Here is a 19037-nt window from a genome sequence, read left to right on the forward strand (position 1 = left end):
GTCTTCGCACTTCAAAGTCTTTTCTGTTGATGATTTCGAAATCGAAACCATCAGAGGAAATGTGCTATAATATAGGGTATAATCATCAGTTGTACTAGGGAAACTATACTAACTTGATTGAAGTTCCCCTCTACAGCAAATGAATATGGAGACGAAATATGGGAAGAATGATTGAATTTATTTTTACAAGGGTCTATTTAGCCATGCTGGCAACAGGAATCTTTTGGGCGCTAACCTTTTGTGGAGGTATCCTATTTGGATTTGGGCCGGCTAGTGCAACGATTATGAGTCTATATGCCGAACATGGATCTGATTACAAACAATATGCTTGGTCTGAAGCTTGGTCGCTCTATAAAGAAAATTTCCGTCGGGCCAACCAGGTTTTCTATACATTTTTTTTGATCGAAGCCATTCTTGTTTATGGCATGTATCTGATGATTCAATTGCCCCACTTGTCCCTGTTTCAGATTTTTATCTTATTGGTTAATTTGATTTTCTTATTGGTGGCTCCCCTGACTTTTGCAGTCTATCTCAAGCTTCAAGTCCATTTTGACTTGTCCTACCTCAACAGCTTGAAGCTGAGCTTTATTGGTGCTTTTCTGGATATTCGTGCAGTGACGAAGTTTCTCTTGGGGACCTTTCTTCTAGGAGTTGTTACCCATTTCGTTCCGGCTTTATTTTTCTTTGTTTTACTGGGCTTGTGGCATTTCTTTGTCAATGATATTTTTCAACCCGTCTATGAAACAATTCGCTCTAAAGTGGTTTCTTAATTATGAAAAAAATATGGTTAGCAACACTTTTGAAATTCTATGCCTATATCATGGTGGGGATCATCACGACTTTAGGTGTGACGGTATCTTTGGTCTATTGGCATAATCAGAAAGCAGAGACAGATCGAATCGCTCAGTTGATTTCCTCGCGCTTGACTGCTGAGGTAGAGGATATTTATAAGAGATCTTCTCAATGGGGGAAGAGTCTGGTAGAGAATCCTGCCAAGCTCGAAGGAGTCTACAAGTATTTTTCAATGACGCCTTCTGAATACGAAAGCTGGCGATTGGATAATTTTTTCTCCAATTATATTCAAGTTTCGCTGCACCGTAATGTTGAAACTCTGTATTTGGAACACGATGTTATTGATCAAATTGATTTGGTGTTAAATGACTATACGACTGTGTTTGTCTCCAGTAAAAATAAAAAAGGAGGGCAACAAGTTCCAGCGGATCAATACATAGCTAGTTCACAAGCAATCCCAGTCTCCTTGACGGATGTGACGACTGGCGAAAATATTGGACTAGCCTACATTAAAGTCAATCCAGCGCTTTTGGATTCTGTTGTCGACAATATCCAAGACACCATTCCCGTTGCCGTCCAGATTTATAATCCCTTGGGAAAGATTTTTTACCACAGAGGAGACATCAATCCGGAAGATCATAGTCAGTGGATTGTGCGAGATACTGCTTACGGCTATCAAATCTGGGTTGGGATTCCGACCTCTTACACGGTTCGAACAGCCTTGTTTAGTTTTACCTGGATGATTTCGGTCGCCTTAATCCTGGTCTTGGTCTTGTATCTCTTGATGCAACGAATTTTCCGTAATTACCAAAAACAAGTGTTGGATTTGGTAGATACCATGGAAGCCATCAGCCAGGGAGATTCTGAGCGACGGATCAATGTGGATACCAAAGAGCAGGAGCTCCTTTTAGTTGCAGAAACGACCAATACCATGTTAGACAATATGGACAGGTCTATCCGTGATATCTATCAGCTACAACTGAGCCAAAAAGATGCCAATTTGAAGGCCTTGCAAGCGCAGATTAATCCGCATTTTATGTATAATACCATGGAGTTTATTCGCATGTATGCAGTTATGCAGGATCAAGAAGAATTAGCTGATATTATTTACGAATTTAGTAGTCTCCTTCGAAACAATATTTCAGAGGAGAAAGAAACGACCATAGAAAATGAGTTGGAATTTTGTAGAAAATACAGCTATCTCTGTATGGTGCGTTATCCAAAATCGATTGCTTATGGCTTTAAAATTGAACCCGGTCTAGAAGAGATGATTATTCCGAAGTTTACTCTTCAGCCACTAGTGGAAAATTACTTTGTTCATGGAGTTGATCACAAGCGCAAGGACAATGTCATTAGTATCAAAGTCCGTCATGTTGGAGGAGCTGTGGAAATTCGGGTTCAAGACAATGGGAGAGGACTGGAACCGAGCCAACTGCAACGGATCCAACAAATATTGAGTCATAGGGATCCACGAAAAGAAGTAGAAGAGAGTAAGGGGCGACAATCGATTGGGATTGTCAATGTCCACGAGCGTTTCCTTCTCTACTTTGGGGATCGTTACCACATTCAAATTACATCAGAAAAAGGAAAAGGTGTTCTCTATACGATTACCATCGAGGACACTTAAGAGGAAAGAATCGTGTATAAAGTCTTATTGGTTGACGATGAATATATGATTACTGAGGGGTTGAAAAAACTGATTCCCTTTGAAAAATGGGACATGGAGGTTGTTTACACAGCAGAGGATGCAGATCAAGCCTTGGCCTATGTTGCGGATTATCCAGTGGATATCGTGATTACAGATGTCAATATGCCAGGAAAAACTGGTCTGGAAATGATTGATCAAATGCAGTCCATGCTTCCCCATGCAGCTTATATCATTATGTCAGGTTACCAAGATTTTGCTTATGTAAAAAAAGCCTTAAACCTCCGAGTAGCAGACTATCTGTTAAAGCCTGTCAATAAGGTGGAGCTAGGGAATATCCTAGAAAAATTATCTCAAACTCTAAAAAACCCAGACCAAGAGACGGCCAATCGGCTCCTTCATGAAGATTGGTCAGAAGAAGAGTTCGAGCAAGCCATTCGAGGGAGAAAACAACTCTGGATTGGAGTGGATAAGGAAAGGAAGGGCTTTGCCAGTTCGTCTTATCAGGTCTTAGGGAAGAATCTTCAACTCTATCTTTCCGATGAGGATGAAGGGGCTTTCCTACAGCGCCGTTTCCAAGCACCTTATAAGGAACATTTTCAACAATTTAAAGAGCTTGTTGAACGAAATCTGTTTTATGGGGATCTCCCATTGGAGGAAGAAGATGGTGTCTTTAATTACTATGAACCCATCTACCGTGTCATCATTCAGGGGAATATCCAGCAAATTTTGGAGGAGTTAAACTGGTTAGAAGAAACCGTGAAAAATCATACTCCAAAAGTGGCGATAGCCAAGCAACTCTTTATTCAGTTCATTATGGATGTCTTTCATTTATTTGAACACCTGCACGGTGATGACCTGACAGAAATTGTGAAAGCCGTTCATGATACAACGACTTTCGAGGATCTTGTTACCTGCGTTCGGAACCAATTGGAGAGTTTCTTCTCTCAATATCGGATGAACAATAATGTGGCGACCGTCCTAGAAGTAATTGGACGCGACTATCGGAAGGAACTGTCGCTCAAGGATATCAGCAAAGATCTCTATATCAATCCCGTTTATTTAGGGCAATTGATCAAACGTGAGACCAATTCCACCTTTGCAGAACTCTTGAATAAACAACGGATCAAAGCTGCCCAACAGTTGCTTTTATCCACAACGGAAAGTATTGAAGATATTTGCTATGAGGTCGGCTACAGCAATGTCGGTTACTTTTACAAGGTTTTCCGCAAGTTGTGTGGCAAGTCTCCTAAAGCCTACCGTCAACAAATCGGCGTAGTGGAAAGTGATTAATCTGTAAACATGAAAAATACCCTCCATTTTTAATCAATGGAGGGTGTTTTTAGTTGCTTCTTCCGATCAAAATCGTGGCAGAAATCGTGACTTGAGTCAGATTGGTCCAGTCAATTTGAGCTGGATCGACGTGAAAGAGGAGAGGCGTCATGCTCAAAAGAGCCTCCCGCAATGCTGGTGTGAGTTCGAAGGTTTCCTGGCAATGGATGGTGTTTTCAATCGTAAAATGATCAGAAAAATGTTGAATAATCTGCTCATTGGAATAATCAGCCTGATCCAGGTGGTCCTTCACCTTCTGACGAATCTCTTGCAGATGGGCAGCAGTTGGGATGACCTTGACAAGGCGACCGTCTGGGGCCAGGACTCGTTTAAACTCTTGATAATTTGCTGGCGAAAAGATGTCTAAGAGGAGGTCCATGCTCTGGTCTAAAAGAGGGAGACGAGCTAGATCTCCGACAAACCACTTAACCTTCCATTCTTGGTCACTCTTAGCAGCGATTTGGACCGAGTCTTTTGAAATGTCAAAGGCGTAAAAGGTCTTGTCGGGATGGGCATCTTGGAGTTTGCGAGAGTAGAAGCCTTCGCCACAGCCAATATCTAAAATGTTGGCTGGATGGGCCAGTGGAGACAAGCATTCTGACAGGGCATTAAGGATATGGTCGTAGAAACCATTCTCTAGAACGAGTTGCCGGTTTTGGAAATTTTCCTTGTCATAGTCCTTGGAGGCCTTCACTTGTGGCGCCAAGTTCACATAGCCAAACTTAGACAAGTCAAAGGAGTGGTGATTGCTACATTTGAGACTGCTCTCTACCAGAGTCAGGTTTTCTTGACAGATAGGACAGGCAAAGGCAGTCGCAGAAGCAAAACGCTGAAGTTTGGGTTTGAGGTTTGTATTCATAGTTTAAGTGTATCAAAAGAGGCAAATGAAAGCAACTTTAGGAATAAGTAAATGGGAGATTCAGTAGAAATGAAACTAATTCTCCAATTTATAGAATGAAATTGCTTTAATATCTAAATTGCTATATAATAATGATAAGGAGGAAATAAGTATGTTAAAAGAAGTATTAAGCGTCGCAAAAGTTGCGAAAAAATCATCACTCTTTTTGGGTGGTGTCGCATTTGGTACCCTTGGTTTGAAAATCTTGGCAAGTAAGGAAGCTAAAAAAGGTTATTCTAAAGCTTTGGCTAAGGCTTATAAGTTAAAAGACGAGCTAGATGCATCTGTTTCTGTTGTGAAGCAACATGGAGATGATGTCTTGCAAGATGCCAAATATTTGTACGAGCAAGAGAAAAAAGAAGAGCAATTAGATAGCCTTATAGGAGAATAATATGTCTTTTAAAGTGCTATATAGAGGATACCAACATATCCGACTATCGTCTTCTTTTTCACTCACCTTGGATATTCAAGACTATCTTCGTTCCTTGGCGAGAGATGAAAAGGGGATTGAGTCTATCCAGTTTTACATGGATCAACAGCACTTTACTCTACGTATAAAAGAAGGCTTTTCTGTATTAGATAATGCAGAAGCCTTTTTAAAAAGAATTGATAAAGGGAAAGTTTCTGAGTTGATGACTCTTCCCATTCGTAGAGAAGAGAGTGCTTATTCTATTGTTTCAGGTGCAGCGATTAAGCGTATACTTTTTCGTAGTTTTGTGCCGTATCCTATTCGCTATATATGGACTTGTTATCAGGCTTTGGGTTATATTAGAGAAGCCTATCAAACACTAGCGCGTAAGGAACTAACGATGGAGGTCTTGGACTGTTCGGCGATTTTATTGTCCTTGTTTATGAACCAATCCAAGACAGCTAGCAATATCATGTTTATGCTTGATTTGGGGAATCATTTAGATCAGTGGTCCTTGAAAAAAACTGCAACAGATTTAGAACAAAGCCTTCTTGCAAAAGAGAGCGATGTATTCCTAGTACAGGGCGATACGGTTGTTAGTATCAAGAGTTCCGATGTTCAAATAGGAGATGTCTTGGTCCTATCTCAAGGAAATGAAATTCTGTTTGATGGACAAGTAGTTTCAGGTTTAGGTATGGTCAACGAAAGCTCCTTGACGGGAGAGAGTTTTCCAGTTGAAAAAAGAGAGTCTGATTTGGTTTGTGCAAATACAGTATTAGAAACTGGAGAGTTGCGCATTCGTGTAACCGATAATCAGATGAACAGCCGTATTTTACAGCTGATTGAGTTGATGAAGAAATCTGAAGAAAATAAGAAAACGAAACAACGCTATTTCATCAAAATGGCGGATAAGGTCGTCAAATATAATTTCTTGGGTGCTGGTCTGACTTACCTATTGACAGGTTCTTTTTCTAAGGCTATTTCTTTCCTATTGGTCGATTTCTCCTGCGCTTTGAAAATTTCTACTCCTGTAGCTTATTTGACAGCTATCAAGGAGGGGTTGAATCGTGAAATGGTGATTAAGGATGGGGATGTTCTGGAGAAATATCTGGAAGTTGATACTTTCTTGTTTGATAAGACGGGAACAATCACAACTAGTTATCCTATAGTTGAAAAGGTGTTACCTTTTGGGGACTATAGTGAGGAAGATATTCTCAGAATCAGTGCCTGTCTTGAGGAACACATTTATCATCCTATTGCTAATGCCATCGTCAAGCAAGCCGAGATAGAGGGAGTTGAACATGAGGAAATGCATGGGAAACTCCAATATATCGCAAGCAAGGGGATCAAATCTCATATAGATGGCCAACCAGTTCTTATTGGGAATTATGTCTTGATGCAGGATGAGCAGATTCATATCAGTTCAGAACAAAATGCTTTAATTGAAGAGTACATGAGTCACTACAATCTCTTATTCTTGGCTTATCAGAATGAATTGATTGGAATGTTCTGCATTCATACTCCTTTAAGAAAAGAAGCAAAAGCAGCCTTGGAGAAACTTAAGGCACAAGGGAAAAAATTGATTCTGGCAACAGGGGACACCTTGGTTAGGACAGAGGAGTTAGTCAAAGATTTGCCCTTTGATCAGGTCTATACAGACTTGAAACCTGATGGAAAATTTGAGTTAGTAGAGGAACTACAGAAAGCAGGTCACACTATTTTGATGGTTGGGGATGGGTTGAATGACTCAGCTGCTCTAACCCTATCAGATATCGGTGTAGTGATGAATGAGAGTGCAGATATTTCTAAGCAGATGAGTGATATCTTATTGTTAGATAATCGCTTGGATTTCTTCCGAGAGTTGGATTGGCTATCATCATCTTTACAAACACTCATCAAGAAGAATATTCAAGATACCGTTGTCGTAAATAGTAGTTTGATTGGCTTTGGCTTGTTTAATTGGCTCAGTCCTTCAAATCTCTCTATCTTACATAATCTAACAACCTTACGCATAGTCCTGCGTAGCCTGTCTATTAAGGCTAGATAGATGTGGTTATCAACAACAAAAAGGAGTTACCTTTCTCGAGGTTAACTCCTTTTTTTATAGGTAAATGTTGAACAGTTTAATAAGTCAAAACAAAGTATTTTTTCTTACCGCGACGGATAACAGTCAGCTCATTCTCTAACTTATCTTCATCTCCTAAGACATAGTCAAGGTCTTGGATACGGTCGCCATTGACGTATATAGCTCCATTTTGAACATCTTCGCGGGCTTGGCGTTTGGAATTCACCACGCCAGAAGATACGAGCAATTCTACGATATTGTGGTTTTCGTCTGCTTGGACTTGGTAGTTTGGCACCCCACGAAGGCCTTGTTTGAGTTCTTTGACAGACAAGTTTTTGATATTTCCTGCAAAGAGTTGCTCCGTAATGTTAAGGGCTTCTTTGTAAGCTTCTTCACCGTGGACAAGGGTAACCACTTCACGCGCCAAGACTTTTTGAGCCAAGCGTTCATGAGGAGCAGCCTCAAACTGTTTGCGAATCTCTTCGATTTCATCGAGTGACAAGAAAGTGAAGATCTTCAAGAAGCGCACAGCGTCGGCGTCCATCACATTCATCCAGAATTGGTACATTTCGTAAGGAGATGTTTTGTCTGCATTGAGCCAGACGGCATTGCCTTCTGATTTACCGAATTTCTTACCAGTTGCATCTGTGATCAAAGGCACAGTCATAACATGACCAGTTTTATCTGCTTTACGACGCATCAACTCAGTACCAGCTGTCATATTTCCCCACTGGTCAGAACCACCGATTTGCAGAGTGACATTGTGCTCTTGGTTGAGGACAAAGAAGTCGTAGCCTTGCATGATTTGGTAGGCAAATTCAGTGTAAGAAATCCCTGTTTCAATCCGTTTCTTCACAGACTCTTTGCTCATCATGTAGTTAACGGTGAAGTATTTCCCGATATCGCGAAGGAAGTCAATGAAGCTGATGTTGCCAAACCAGTCGTAGTTATTGACCATGACAGCCTTGTTTTCCCCATTTTCAAAATCTAAGAAACGAGACAATTGCCCTTGGATAGAAGTGACCCAACCATCTACAGTCTCCTTAGTTTGTAAACTGCGCTCGGCATCTTTGAAAGAAGGGTCTCCAATGAGTCCGGTCGCACCACCGACAAGCGCATAAGGTTTGTGGCCTGCCAGTTGTAAGCGGCGACTGGTCAAGATTGCAACAAGGTGCCCAAGGTGCAAACTATCAGCAGTTGGATCGTAGCCAGTATAATACGATACTTGTCCTTCTTCTAGGGCTTTACGCAAAGCATCTTCGTCAGTCGTTTGGAAAATCAAACCACGTTCTTTTAGCTCATCAAAAATGTGCATCGTTCTCTCCTTTTCTAAGCTACTGGCCGGATCGATGAAAACAGTCCAGTATCTGTATGGTTTCTCTCTATTTTACCATAATGACTTGAAATAGCAATGAAAGGATGAAAAAATTCCGACTGTGTGATGTGTTCTCAACTTTAGGAATTGAAAAGAAAGAGGACCATTTGGTATAATAGGGAGAATAAGGAGAAATAGAGTGAATCAATTAAAAGAACAGATGATCAAATGGGGGAAGATGCTACAAAACGTCTTCTCTAAAGTAGATCATAAAGTAAAAGAAAAAACAAAAGATAAGGAAGGGGGAGAAGGATGGTCGCTCGGTGATTTTGTAGCGACGGTTCTCCGGACCATGAAGCTCCTATGGGATGTCTTGTTGGTTTTTGCCCTAGCTGGTCTCTTGTTTGGAGCAGGGATTGCGATTGGGTATGCGGCTAGCTTGTTTAGTGCCACAGAAACACCGGATCCAAGTCAGTTGGTTCAACAAGTACGAAATATTTCGAGCGTTTCAAAGATTTCCTATTCAGATGGGAGCATTATTTCTGATATTGACAGTGATCTGATTCGCATTCCAGTCGAGGCAGATGCCATTTCAAACAATGTGAAACAAGCTGTTATTGCAACTGAGGATGAGAATTTTCAGAGCCATAATGGGATTGTTCCTAAGGCGGTGCTCCGGGCGACTCTAGGCTCTGTCGCTGGAGTAGGCTCCTCTAGTGGGGGGTCGACCTTGACCCAGCAGTTAATCAAGCAACAGGTAGTTGGAGATGCTCCGACCTTCTCTCGGAAAGCTGCTGAGATTATCGATGCCCTAGCTCTTGAGCGGGTTATGAACAAGGATGAGATTTTAACGACTTATCTAAATGTGTCTCCATTTGGACGAAACAATCGCGGACAAAACATTGCCGGGGTAGAGGCGGCAGCTCAAGGGATTTTTGGAGTTTCTGCCAAAGACTTAACCATTCCACAGGCGGCCTTTATTGCTGGTCTGCCACAGAGCCCAATTGTCTACTCGCCTTATGCCTCTGATGGAAGTCTCAAAACTCCAGAAAATCAAGCTTTAGGATTGGATCGCGCCAAGGATGTCTTGTACAATATGTATCGAACAGGGGCTATCACTAAGGAAGAGTACGACCAATATAGTCAATATGATTTAAGTAAGGATTTCCTTCCGTCAAATGGCATCGAGAAGACGCCACACGACTACTTGTATTTCCAAGCCGTAAGTGAAGCGGAAGAGGCCATGTATGACTATTTAATCAAGAGGGACAATGTTTCGAGTCATGACCTAAAAAACAATTCGACCGTTAAATCTTATCAAGAGTTGGCGAAGAAAGAATTGAGAGAAGGAGGCTACACCGTCCAGACTACAATCAACAAAGCCATCTACAATGCGATGCAAGCAGCTGTAGCTAATTATGGTGGTCTTTTAGATGATGGGACTGGTTTGGTTGAAGTCGGAAATGTTCTCATGGACAACCGGACGGGTGCTATCCTTGGTTTTATAGGGGGTCGAAATTTTGAGGGCAACCAAAACAACCACGCCTTTGATACCGAACGCTCCCCAGGATCTACAATTAAACCGATTTTAGCCTACGGAATTGCGATTGACCAAGGGATGATGGGAAGTAATAGTATCCTCTCGAACTATCCAGCTAATTTCTCCAGTGGAGAGCCAATCATGCACGTGGATAGTCGAGGGACTGCTATGATGGACCTTCGAGAAGCCCTCAATACTTCTTGGAATATTCCTGCCTACTGGACCTATCGTGCTCTTCGTGAAAAAGGGGTCGATGTTCCTGGATACATGAAGAAAATGGGTTACGATATTGCAGAATATGGGATTGAAAGCCTTCCGATGGGAGGGGGAATTGAAGTCACTGTAGCCCAACATACCAATGGCTTCCAGACCTTGGCCAACAACGGAAATTTCCAAAAACGTTATATGATTGAAAAGATCATGGATCGCAATGGGGAAGTGGTCTACCAACATGAGAGCAAGGCGACTCGCGTCTACTCAGCAGCAACAGCAACCATTATGCAAGATCTCTTGAGAGGGGTTATCAATTCTGGAGCAACCACCACCTTCAAGAGTCGGATCAGTCAAATCAACCCGACCTTAGCCAATGCGGACTGGATTGGGAAGACTGGAACGACCAACGCAAATGGGGACATGTGGCTCATGTTATCTACTCCAAACCTCACCTTAGGTGGTTGGATCGGACACGACAATAATGCTTCCCTTGCTCCACTAACAGGTTATAATAACAACGCTAATTATATGGCGAATTTAGCCAATGCCATCTATCAAGCGGATCCAGCAGCTTGGGGAGTCCAAGATCGCTTTACTTTAGATGGAAGCGTCATTTCATCAAGTGTTCTGAAAGCAACAGGTCAACGCCCTGGTCGTGTCAATGTCAACGGCCGTGAAATTGATTTGACAGGGCAGACCGTGACGAGCTATTGGGCTAAAAACGGGGCCCCTCAGACTACCTATCGCTTTGCGATTGGCGGTTCTGATAGTGATTATCAAAATGCTTGGGCAAGTCTGATTGGGAATCCTGAAAGTCGCTCGACTTCGAATAGCTCAAGTGGCAACCGAAATTCAAACAGGAACACTAATTCAAGCACTTCAACTAGTTCCTCATCTGAAAAACAAAACCGATGAGAAAACAGTTGATACCTATACCATAAAATCGTTTTCATGTCTAGAAGAAACCTTGTGTTTTTCGCGAAAATACGATATAATAAGAACAAGTAATTTGTCGTGTGCTTTATTTGAAATATTGTCCAAATAGAAGCTTACAGCAGTTAAATCAAACTTTATAAAAGTCGATTTAGCTGCTCTTTTTGTGCCTATTTTTAGAAAAAAAGTAGTTTGTTACCAAAACTTAATTTTTCTAAAAATTGTCAAAAAGGATGAATGAGAGCGAGGAGAGAATCCTCCGCGTGATGAAATTCACACCAACCTTCGTCAAAACCGTTGTGAACAGAGACGCATGTCTTCTCTTTCAAGACGGTCTAGAAACCGGGTATTCAGAAAGGGAGCAACCCTAGCTGGTATCCTAGTATAGAAAAAGGAGTTAAAACTTTGGCAGGACATGACGTTCAATACGGGAAACATCGGACCCGTCGTAGTTTTTCAAGAATCAAAGAAGTTCTTGATTTACCAAATTTGATTGAAATCCAAACGGATTCATTTAAAGATTTTCTGGATCATGGTTTGAAAGAAGTTTTCGAAGATGTATTGCCTATTTCGAACTTCACCGACACAATGGAGTTGGAATTTGTCGGCTATGAAATCAGAGAACCAAAGTATACCTTGGAAGAAGCGCGTATCCATGATGCGAGCTACTCTGCCCCAATCTTTGTAACCTTCCGTTTGGTCAACAAGGAAACAGGCGAAATCAAAACTCAAGAAGTCTTCTTTGGTGATTTCCCAATCATGACCGAGATGGGAACCTTTATCATCAATGGTGGAGAACGGATTATCGTATCCCAGCTCGTTCGTTCACCAGGTGTTTACTTCAATGATAAAGTGGACAAAAATGGAAAAGTTGGTTACGGCTCAACAGTCATTCCAAACCGTGGAGCTTGGTTAGAGTTAGAAACAGACTCAAAAGATATTGCTTATACACGAATCGACCGTACGCGTAAGATTCCATTTACAACCTTGGTTCGTGCTCTTGGTTTCTCTGGAGATGATGAGATTTTTGATATCTTTGGGGATAGCGAATTGGTTCGCAATACTGTTGAGAAAGATATTCATAAGAACCCAATGGATTCACGGACAGATGAAGCCCTCAAAGAAATCTATGAGCGCCTTCGTCCAGGTGAGCCAAAAACAGCTGAAAGTTCACGTAGCCTGTTGGTGGCGCGTTTCTTTGATCCACGTCGTTATGACTTGGCACCAGTTGGTCGCTACAAGATCAATAAGAAACTCAATATCAAGACACGCTTGTTGAACCAAACAATTGCAGAACCACTTGTAGATGCAGAAACAGGCGAAATCCTTGTGGAAGCTGGTACCGTGATGACTCGTGATGTCATCGACAGCATCTCCGAACAATTGGATAATGGTTTGAACAAAATCATCTACACTCCAAATGATGCAGCTGTTTTGACAGAGCCAGTAGAATTGCAAAAGTTCAAGGTGGTTGCACCAACAGATCCAGACCGTGTTGTCACAGTGATTGGCAATGCTAAACCATCTGATAAAGTTCGTACCATCACTCCAGCTGATATCTTGGCTGAAATGAGCTACTTCCTCAACTTAGCTGAAGGCCTTGGCCGTGTCGATGATATCGACCACCTTGGAAACCGTCGCATTCGTGCCGTTGGGGAATTGCTTGCTAACCAAGTGCGTCTTGGACTCTCTCGTATGGAACGAAACGTCCGCGAACGCATGTCTGTTCAAGATAACGAAGTATTAACACCTCAACAAATCATTAATATTCGTCCAGTAACTGCGGCAATTAAAGAATTCTTTGGTTCTTCTCAATTGTCTCAATTCATGGACCAACACAACCCACTTTCTGAGTTGTCCCACAAACGTCGTCTATCTGCCTTAGGGCCTGGTGGTTTGACACGTGACCGCGCTGGATACGAGGTTCGTGACGTGCACTACACCCACTATGGTCGTATGTGTCCGATTGAAACGCCTGAAGGACCAAACATCGGTTTGATTAACAACTTGTCATCTTATGGGCACTTGAACAAATATGGTTTCATCCAAACACCATATCGTAAAGTAGACCGTGAAAAAGGTGTGGTGACCAACGAAATCGTTTGGTTGACAGCTGATGAAGAAGATGAGTACATTGTGGCTCAGGCCAACTCTAAGTTGAACGAAGCGGGTGGCTTTGCAGAGCCAATCGTTATGGGACGTCATCGTGGTAACAACCAAGAATTCCCATCTGATCAAGTCGACTACATGGACGTGTCTCCAAAACAGGTAGTTGCCGTTGCGACAGCATGTATTCCTTTCTTGGAAAACGATGACTCCAACCGTGCCCTCATGGGTGCCAACATGCAACGTCAGGCTGTGCCATTGATCGATCCAAAAGCGCCTTACGTGGGTACTGGTATGGAATACCAAGCAGCCCATGACTCAGGAGCTGCAGTCATTGCCCAACATGGTGGTAAAGTTGCTTATGCGGATGCAGACAAGGTAGAGGTTCGTCGGGAAGATGGATCCCTTGATGTTTATCACATTCAAAAATTCCGTCGTTCAAACTCAGGTACGGCTTACAACCAACGTACCCTTGTCAAAGTTGGCGATGTTGTTGAAAAAGGCGACTTTATCGCAGACGGTCCATCTATGGAAAAAGGGGAGATGGCCCTTGGTCAAAACCCAATCGTTGCCTACATGACATGGGAAGGTTACAACTTCGAGGATGCCGTTATCATGAGCGAACGCTTGGTGAAAGAGGATGTCTATACATCTGTTCACTTGGAAGAATTCGAATCAGAAACGCGTGATACTAAGTTAGGCCCTGAAGAAATCACTCGTGAAATTCCAAACGTTGGGGAAGATGCCCTCAGAAATCTTGATGAAATGGGAATTATCCGTATTGGTGCGGAAGTGAAAGAAGGCGATATCTTAGTTGGTAAGGTGACACCGAAGGGTGAAAAAGACCTTTCTGCTGAAGAACGTCTCCTCCACGCTATCTTTGGTGATAAATCTCGTGAAGTGCGGGATACTTCTCTTCGTGTACCTCACGGTGGAGATGGAGTCGTTCGCGATGTCAAGATCTTTACGCGTGCAAACGGAGATGAATTGCAATCGGGTGTCAACATGTTGGTTCGTGTGTACATCGCACAAAAACGTAAGATCCGCGTCGGAGATAAAATGGCCGGTCGTCACGGAAACAAAGGGGTTGTATCCCGTATAGTTCCTGTTGAAGACATGCCATATCTTCCAGATGGTACACCGGTTGATATCATGTTGAACCCACTTGGGGTGCCATCACGTATGAATATCGGTCAGGTTATGGAACTTCACCTTGGTATGGCAGCTCGTAACTTGGGCATCCACATTGCAACACCAGTCTTTGACGGAGCAAGCTCAGAAGACCTCTGGGATACTGTTCGTGAAGCAGGTATGGATAGCGATGCCAAGACCATTCTTTACGATGGACGGACTGGTGAGCCATTTGACAATCGTGTTTCTGTCGGTGTCATGTACATGATTAAGCTTCACCACATGGTTGATGATAAACTCCATGCTCGTTCTGTCGGACCATACTCAATGGTTACCCAACAACCACTCGGAGGGAAAGCTCAGTTTGGTGGACAACGTTTCGGGGAAATGGAAGTTTGGGCCCTTGAGGCTTATGGTGCGTCTAATGTCCTTCAAGAAATCTTGACCTACAAGTCAGATGATGTCAATGGACGTTTGAAAGCTTATGAAGCGATTACCAAAGGAAAACCAATTCCAAAACCAGGTGTGCCAGAGTCCTTCCGCGTTCTTGTCAAAGAATTGCAATCACTTGGATTGGATATGCGTGTCCTAGATGAAGATGACAAAGAAGTCGAACTTCGTGACCTTGATGAAGGGGAAGATGACGATGTCATTCACGTAGACGATCTTGAGAAAGCACGTGAAAAAGCTGCCAAGGAAGCAAGAGCGGCCTTTGAAGCTGAAGGAAAAGAAAATAAATAACATGGGTATTTTTAGGGAAGAGTGCGAGGCCTGTCTCTCTTAAAAAGAAAGAAGGGGGTCAGATCTTGTAATCGACTCCAATAGCCTCTAAAAATACATTCAAAAATGAAACAAGGAAAGGTAAGAAATAGTGGTTGATGTAAATCGTTTTAAAAGTATGCAAATCACCCTAGCTTCTCCAAGCAAGGTCCGCTCATGGTCTTATGGAGAGGTCAAGAAACCTGAAACAATCAACTACCGTACATTGAAACCAGAACGTGAAGGTCTCTTTGATGAAGTCATCTTTGGACCTACAAAAGACTGGGAATGTGCGTGTGGAAAATACAAACGAATCCGTTACAAAGGGATTGTTTGTGACCGCTGTGGTGTAGAAGTAACACGTGCAAAAGTTCGTCGTGAACGCATGGGTCACATCGAGTTGAAAGCACCTGTATCACATATCTGGTACTTCAAGGGAATCCCTTCTCGTATGGGATTGACCTTGGATATGAGCCCTCGTGCCCTCGAAGAAGTCATCTATTTCGCGGCTTACGTGGTGATCGATCCAAAAGATACACCGCTTGAGCACAAATCTATCATGACAGAACGCGAATACCGTGAACGCTTGCGTGAATACGGACCAGGTTCCTTTATTGCCAAGATGGGAGCGGAAGCGATTCAGGATCTCTTGAAACAAGTTAATCTAGAATCTGAGATTGCCCTTCTGAAAGAAGAGTTGAAGACAGCAACAGGCCAAAAACGTGTCAAAGCTGTTCGTCGTCTAGATGTCTTGGATGCCTTCTACAAATCTGGCAACAAGCCTGAATGGATGATTCTCAACATCCTTCCCGTTATTCCACCAGATTTACGTCCAATGGTCCAATTAGATGGTGGTCGTTTTGCGGCTTCTGACTTGAACGACCTTTATCGTCGTGTAATCAACCGGAACAACCGTTTGGCTCGTCTCTTGGAATTGAATGCACCAGGGATCATCGTGCAAAATGAGAAGCGGATGCTTCAAGAAGCGGTTGACGCTTTGATTGACAATGGTCGTCGTGGTCGTCCAATTACAGGACCAGGTAGCCGCCCACTTAAATCGTTGAGCCACATGCTCAAAGGGAAACAAGGACGCTTCCGTCAAAACTTGCTCGGTAAACGGGTGGACTTCTCAGGACGTTCCGTTATCGCCGTTGGTCCAACTCTTAAAATGTACCAATGTGGTGTGCCACGTGAAATGGCCATCGAGCTCTTTAAACCATTTGTCATGCGTGAAATCGTTGCGCGTGATATTGTACAAAACGTTAAAGCCGCTAAACGCTTGGTCGAACGTGGAGATGAACGTATTTGGGATATCCTAGAAGAAGTGATCAAAGAACACCCAGTTCTCTTGAACCGCGCACCGACCCTTCACCGTTTGGGGATCCAAGCCTTCGAGCCAGTCTTGATTGATGGGAAAGCTCTTCGCTTGCACCCACTTGTCTGTGAAGCCTACAATGCCGACTTTGACGGGGACCAAATGGCCATCCACGTACCGCTTTCAGAAGAAGCTCAAGCAGAAGCACGTATCTTGATGTTGGCTGCTGAGCACATCTTGAACCCGAAAGATGGGAAACCAGTTGTTACTCCATCTCAGGACATGGTTTTGGGGAACTACTACTTGACCATGGAAGAAGCTGGTCGTGAAGGAGAAGGAATGGTCTTCAAAGACCGTAACGAAGCAGTGATGGCCCTTCGCAATGGTTATGTTCACTTGCACAGTCGCGTCGGTATTGCGACTGATAGTTTGGATAAACCGTGGACAGAAGATCAAAAACACAAAATTCTTTTGACTACTGTCGGTAAGATTCTCTTCAACGATATCATGCCAGCAGAACTTCCGTATCTTCAAGAGCCAAATAATGCTAACTTGACAGAAGGAGTTCCAGCTAAATACTTCTTGGAATCTGGTCAAGATGTCAAAGAAGCAATTGAGAAATTGGAATTAAACGTTCCGTTCAAGAAGAAAAATCTTGGAAATATCATCGCAGAAATCTTCAAACGCTTCCGTACAACAGAAACATCTGCTTTCTTGGACCGTTTGAAAGACTTAGGTTACCACCACTCAACCCTTGCTGGTTTGACAGTGGGGATTGCCGATATTCCAGTTGTTGAAGATAAAGCTGAAATCATTGAAGAATCTCACAAACGTGTAGAACAAATCACGAAACAGTTCCGTCGCGGGATGATTACAGATGATGAGCGCTACAATGCCGTTACAGCCGAATGGCGTGCAGCCCGTGAGAAACTGGAAAAACGCTTGGTAGATAACCAAGATCCGAAGAACCCAATCGTTATGATGATGGACTCTGGAGCCCGTGGGAACATCTCCAACTTCTCACAGCTTGCCGGTATGCGTGGTCTGATGGCTGCTCCAAACGGACGGATTATGGAATTGCCAATCCTGTCAAACTTCCGCGAAGGTTTGTCAGTACTCGAAATGTTCTTCTCTACTCACGGTGCTCGTAAAGGGATGACCGATACGGCCCTTAAGACAGCCGACTCAGGATACTTGACACGTCGTTTGGTTGACGTTGCCCAAGACGTTATTATCCGTGAGGATGACTGTGGAACTGACCGTGGACTTGTGATCCGTGCCATTACTGATGGCAAGGAAATGATCGAGCCCCTCGAAGAACGTTTGACAGGTCGTTATACCAAGAAATCGGTTAAACATCCTGAAACAGGTGCAGTCATCGTTGGTCCAGATACTTTGATTTCAGAAGACCTAGCACGTGAAATTGTCAATGCTGATGTTGAAGAAGTCACTATCCGCTCTGTCTTTACATGTAACACCCGTCATGGTGTCTGCCGTCACTGTTACGGTATCAACTTGGCGACTGGTGATGCGGTTGAAGTTGGTGAAGCAGTCGGAACCATCGCTGCCCAATCTATCGGGGAACCTGGTACACAGTTGACCATGCGTACCTTCCACACGGGTGGGGTTGCCTCAAATACCGATATCACGCAAGGTCTTCCTCGTGTCCAAGAAATCTTTGAAGCCCGCAATCCAAAAGGGGAAGCGGTCATCACTGAGGTCAAAGGGGAAGTCACAGCCATTGAAGAAGATGCTTCTACACGGACCAAGAAAGTCTTTGTTCGTGGTGCGACAGGTGAGGGAGAATACGTTGTCCCTTATACAGCCCGCATGAAAGTCGAAGTGGGAGATCAAGTATCTCGTGGTGCGGCATTGACAGAAGGGTCTATCCAACCAAAACGTCTCCTTGCCGTTCGTGATGTCTTGTCTGTTGAAACTTACCTCCTTGCGGAAGTACAAAAAGTATACCGTAGCCAAGGGGTGGAAATCGGTGACAAACACATCGAGGTAATGGTGCGTCAAATGATCCGTAAGGTTCGTGTTATGGATCCAGGAGATACAGACCTTCTCATGGGTACTCTCATGGATATCACAGACTTTACAGATGCCAACCGTGATGTGGTTATTTCTGGTGGGGTTCCAGCGACGGCTCGTCCAGTCCTTATGGGAATCACCAAGGCTTCTCTTGAAACCAATAGTTTCTTGTCAGCAGCTTCCTTCCAGGAAACAACTCGTGTCCTCACTGACGCAGCCATTCGTGGTAAGAAAGACCATCTCCTTGGACTTAAGGAAAATGTTATCATTGGTAAGATTATTCCTGCTGGTACAGGTATGGCTCGTTACCGCAACTTGGAACCACAGGCAGTCAATGAAGTCGAAATTATCGAAGAAGTTCCAGTTACAGAAGAAGCAACAGAGGTCGTCGAAACAACTGCTGTAGTGGAAGAAAATTAATCCTAAAAGAGGTTTTACTGATCTTCAGTAAGGCTTCTTTTTTATGCTTAAAAATGAATAAAGAGGTCTATAATCTCTCAATAAACACCCTTTTATAGTATGCGAAAAAATGAATATAATGTGAATATTT

At 43.2% G+C, this 19037-nt stretch carries 10 protein-coding genes; 8 read left to right on the plus strand and 2 right to left on the minus strand.

From position 1 onward, the window contains the following. Positions 1-158 precede the first annotated feature (158 nt). From E5S68_RS08310 to E5S68_RS08320, 3 genes are read left to right on the plus strand one after another with little or no spacing between them, the layout of a single operon-like run. Positions 159-770 carry a YesL family protein gene (locus E5S68_RS08310; protein ID WP_135783140.1) on the plus strand — a complete coding sequence of 204 codons (612 nt, stop codon included), beginning with the start codon at positions 159-161 and terminating at the stop codon, positions 768-770. Between the two features lie 2 nt (positions 771-772). Next, a complete protein-coding gene (locus E5S68_RS08315; RefSeq protein ID WP_135783141.1) occupies positions 773-2419 on the plus strand; it encodes a sensor histidine kinase in 1647 nt (548 codons plus the stop codon). 12 nt (positions 2420-2431) lie between these two features. After that, positions 2432-3730 carry a response regulator transcription factor gene (locus E5S68_RS08320; protein ID WP_135783142.1) on the plus strand — a complete coding sequence of 433 codons (1299 nt, stop codon included), beginning with the start codon at positions 2432-2434 and terminating at the stop codon, positions 3728-3730. Between the two features lie 49 nt (positions 3731-3779). Here the strand turns inward: E5S68_RS08320 and E5S68_RS08325 are convergent, their stop codons facing one another. Next, positions 3780-4628, minus strand: a complete 849-nt coding sequence (locus tag E5S68_RS08325) for a methyltransferase domain-containing protein (protein WP_135783143.1) — start codon at positions 4626-4628, stop codon at positions 3780-3782. A gap of 151 nt (positions 4629-4779) precedes the next feature. Between E5S68_RS08325 and E5S68_RS08330 the strand changes: the two genes are divergently transcribed. Both E5S68_RS08330 and E5S68_RS08335 read left to right on the plus strand, forming a co-directional pair. Then, positions 4780-5058, plus strand: a complete 279-nt coding sequence (locus E5S68_RS08330) for a DUF6110 family protein (RefSeq protein WP_000910903.1) — start codon at positions 4780-4782, stop codon at positions 5056-5058. Between the two features lies 1 nt (position 5059). Further along, positions 5060-7123 carry a heavy metal translocating P-type ATPase gene (locus E5S68_RS08335; RefSeq protein WP_135783144.1) on the plus strand — a complete coding sequence of 688 codons (2064 nt, stop codon included), beginning with the start codon at positions 5060-5062 and terminating at the stop codon, positions 7121-7123. A gap of 76 nt (positions 7124-7199) precedes the next feature. Here the strand turns inward: E5S68_RS08335 and tyrS are convergent, their stop codons facing one another. Continuing rightward, the gene (gene tyrS / locus E5S68_RS08340) at positions 7200-8456 is read right to left on the minus strand and encodes a tyrosine--tRNA ligase (protein WP_135783145.1); all 1257 of its coding nucleotides are present in this window, start codon (positions 8454-8456) and stop codon (positions 7200-7202) included. Positions 8457-8676: 220 nt separating this feature from the next. Between tyrS and pbp1b the strand changes: the two genes are divergently transcribed. The 3 genes from pbp1b (at position 8677) to rpoC (ending at position 18907) form a co-directional block, all read left to right on the plus strand. Next, positions 8677-11124: a penicillin-binding protein PBP1B gene (gene pbp1b / locus E5S68_RS08345; protein WP_234697712.1), complete on the plus strand. Its 2448-nt coding sequence runs from the start codon at positions 8677-8679 to the stop codon at positions 11122-11124. A 423-nt stretch (positions 11125-11547) separates the two neighbouring features. Continuing rightward, the gene (gene rpoB / locus E5S68_RS08350) at positions 11548-15120 is read left to right on the plus strand and encodes a DNA-directed RNA polymerase subunit beta (protein WP_135783147.1); all 3573 of its coding nucleotides are present in this window, start codon (positions 11548-11550) and stop codon (positions 15118-15120) included. Positions 15121-15250: 130 nt separating this feature from the next. Next, entirely contained in the window at positions 15251-18907 is a 3657-nt protein-coding gene (gene rpoC / locus E5S68_RS08355; protein WP_135783148.1) for a DNA-directed RNA polymerase subunit beta', read from the plus strand. The last annotated feature ends 130 nt before the right edge of the window (positions 18908-19037 follow it).

It is taken from the genome of Streptococcus rubneri, from assembly GCF_004785935.1.
Classification (GTDB): Bacteria; Bacillota; Bacilli; order Lactobacillales; family Streptococcaceae; genus Streptococcus; species Streptococcus rubneri.

Bases quoted from the DNA above. Each gene is read 5' to 3' on its own strand.
- E5S68_RS08335 (WP_135783144.1), top strand. From the start codon at position 5,060: ATGTCTTTTAAAGTGCTATATAGAGGATACCAACATATCCGACTATCG.
- E5S68_RS08330 (WP_000910903.1), top strand. From the start codon at position 4,780: ATGTTAAAAGAAGTATTAAGCGTCGCAAAAGTTGCGAAAAAATCATCA.
- pbp1b (WP_234697712.1), top strand. From the start codon at position 8,677: ATGATCAAATGGGGGAAGATGCTACAAAACGTCTTCTCTAAAGTAGAT.
- tyrS (WP_135783145.1), bottom strand. From the start codon at position 8,456: ATGCACATTTTTGATGAGCTAAAAGAACGTGGTTTGATTTTCCAAACG.
- E5S68_RS08310 (WP_135783140.1), top strand. From the start codon at position 159: ATGGGAAGAATGATTGAATTTATTTTTACAAGGGTCTATTTAGCCATG.
- E5S68_RS08325 (WP_135783143.1), bottom strand. From the start codon at position 4,628: ATGAATACAAACCTCAAACCCAAACTTCAGCGTTTTGCTTCTGCGACT.
- E5S68_RS08315 (WP_135783141.1), top strand. From the start codon at position 773: ATGAAAAAAATATGGTTAGCAACACTTTTGAAATTCTATGCCTATATC.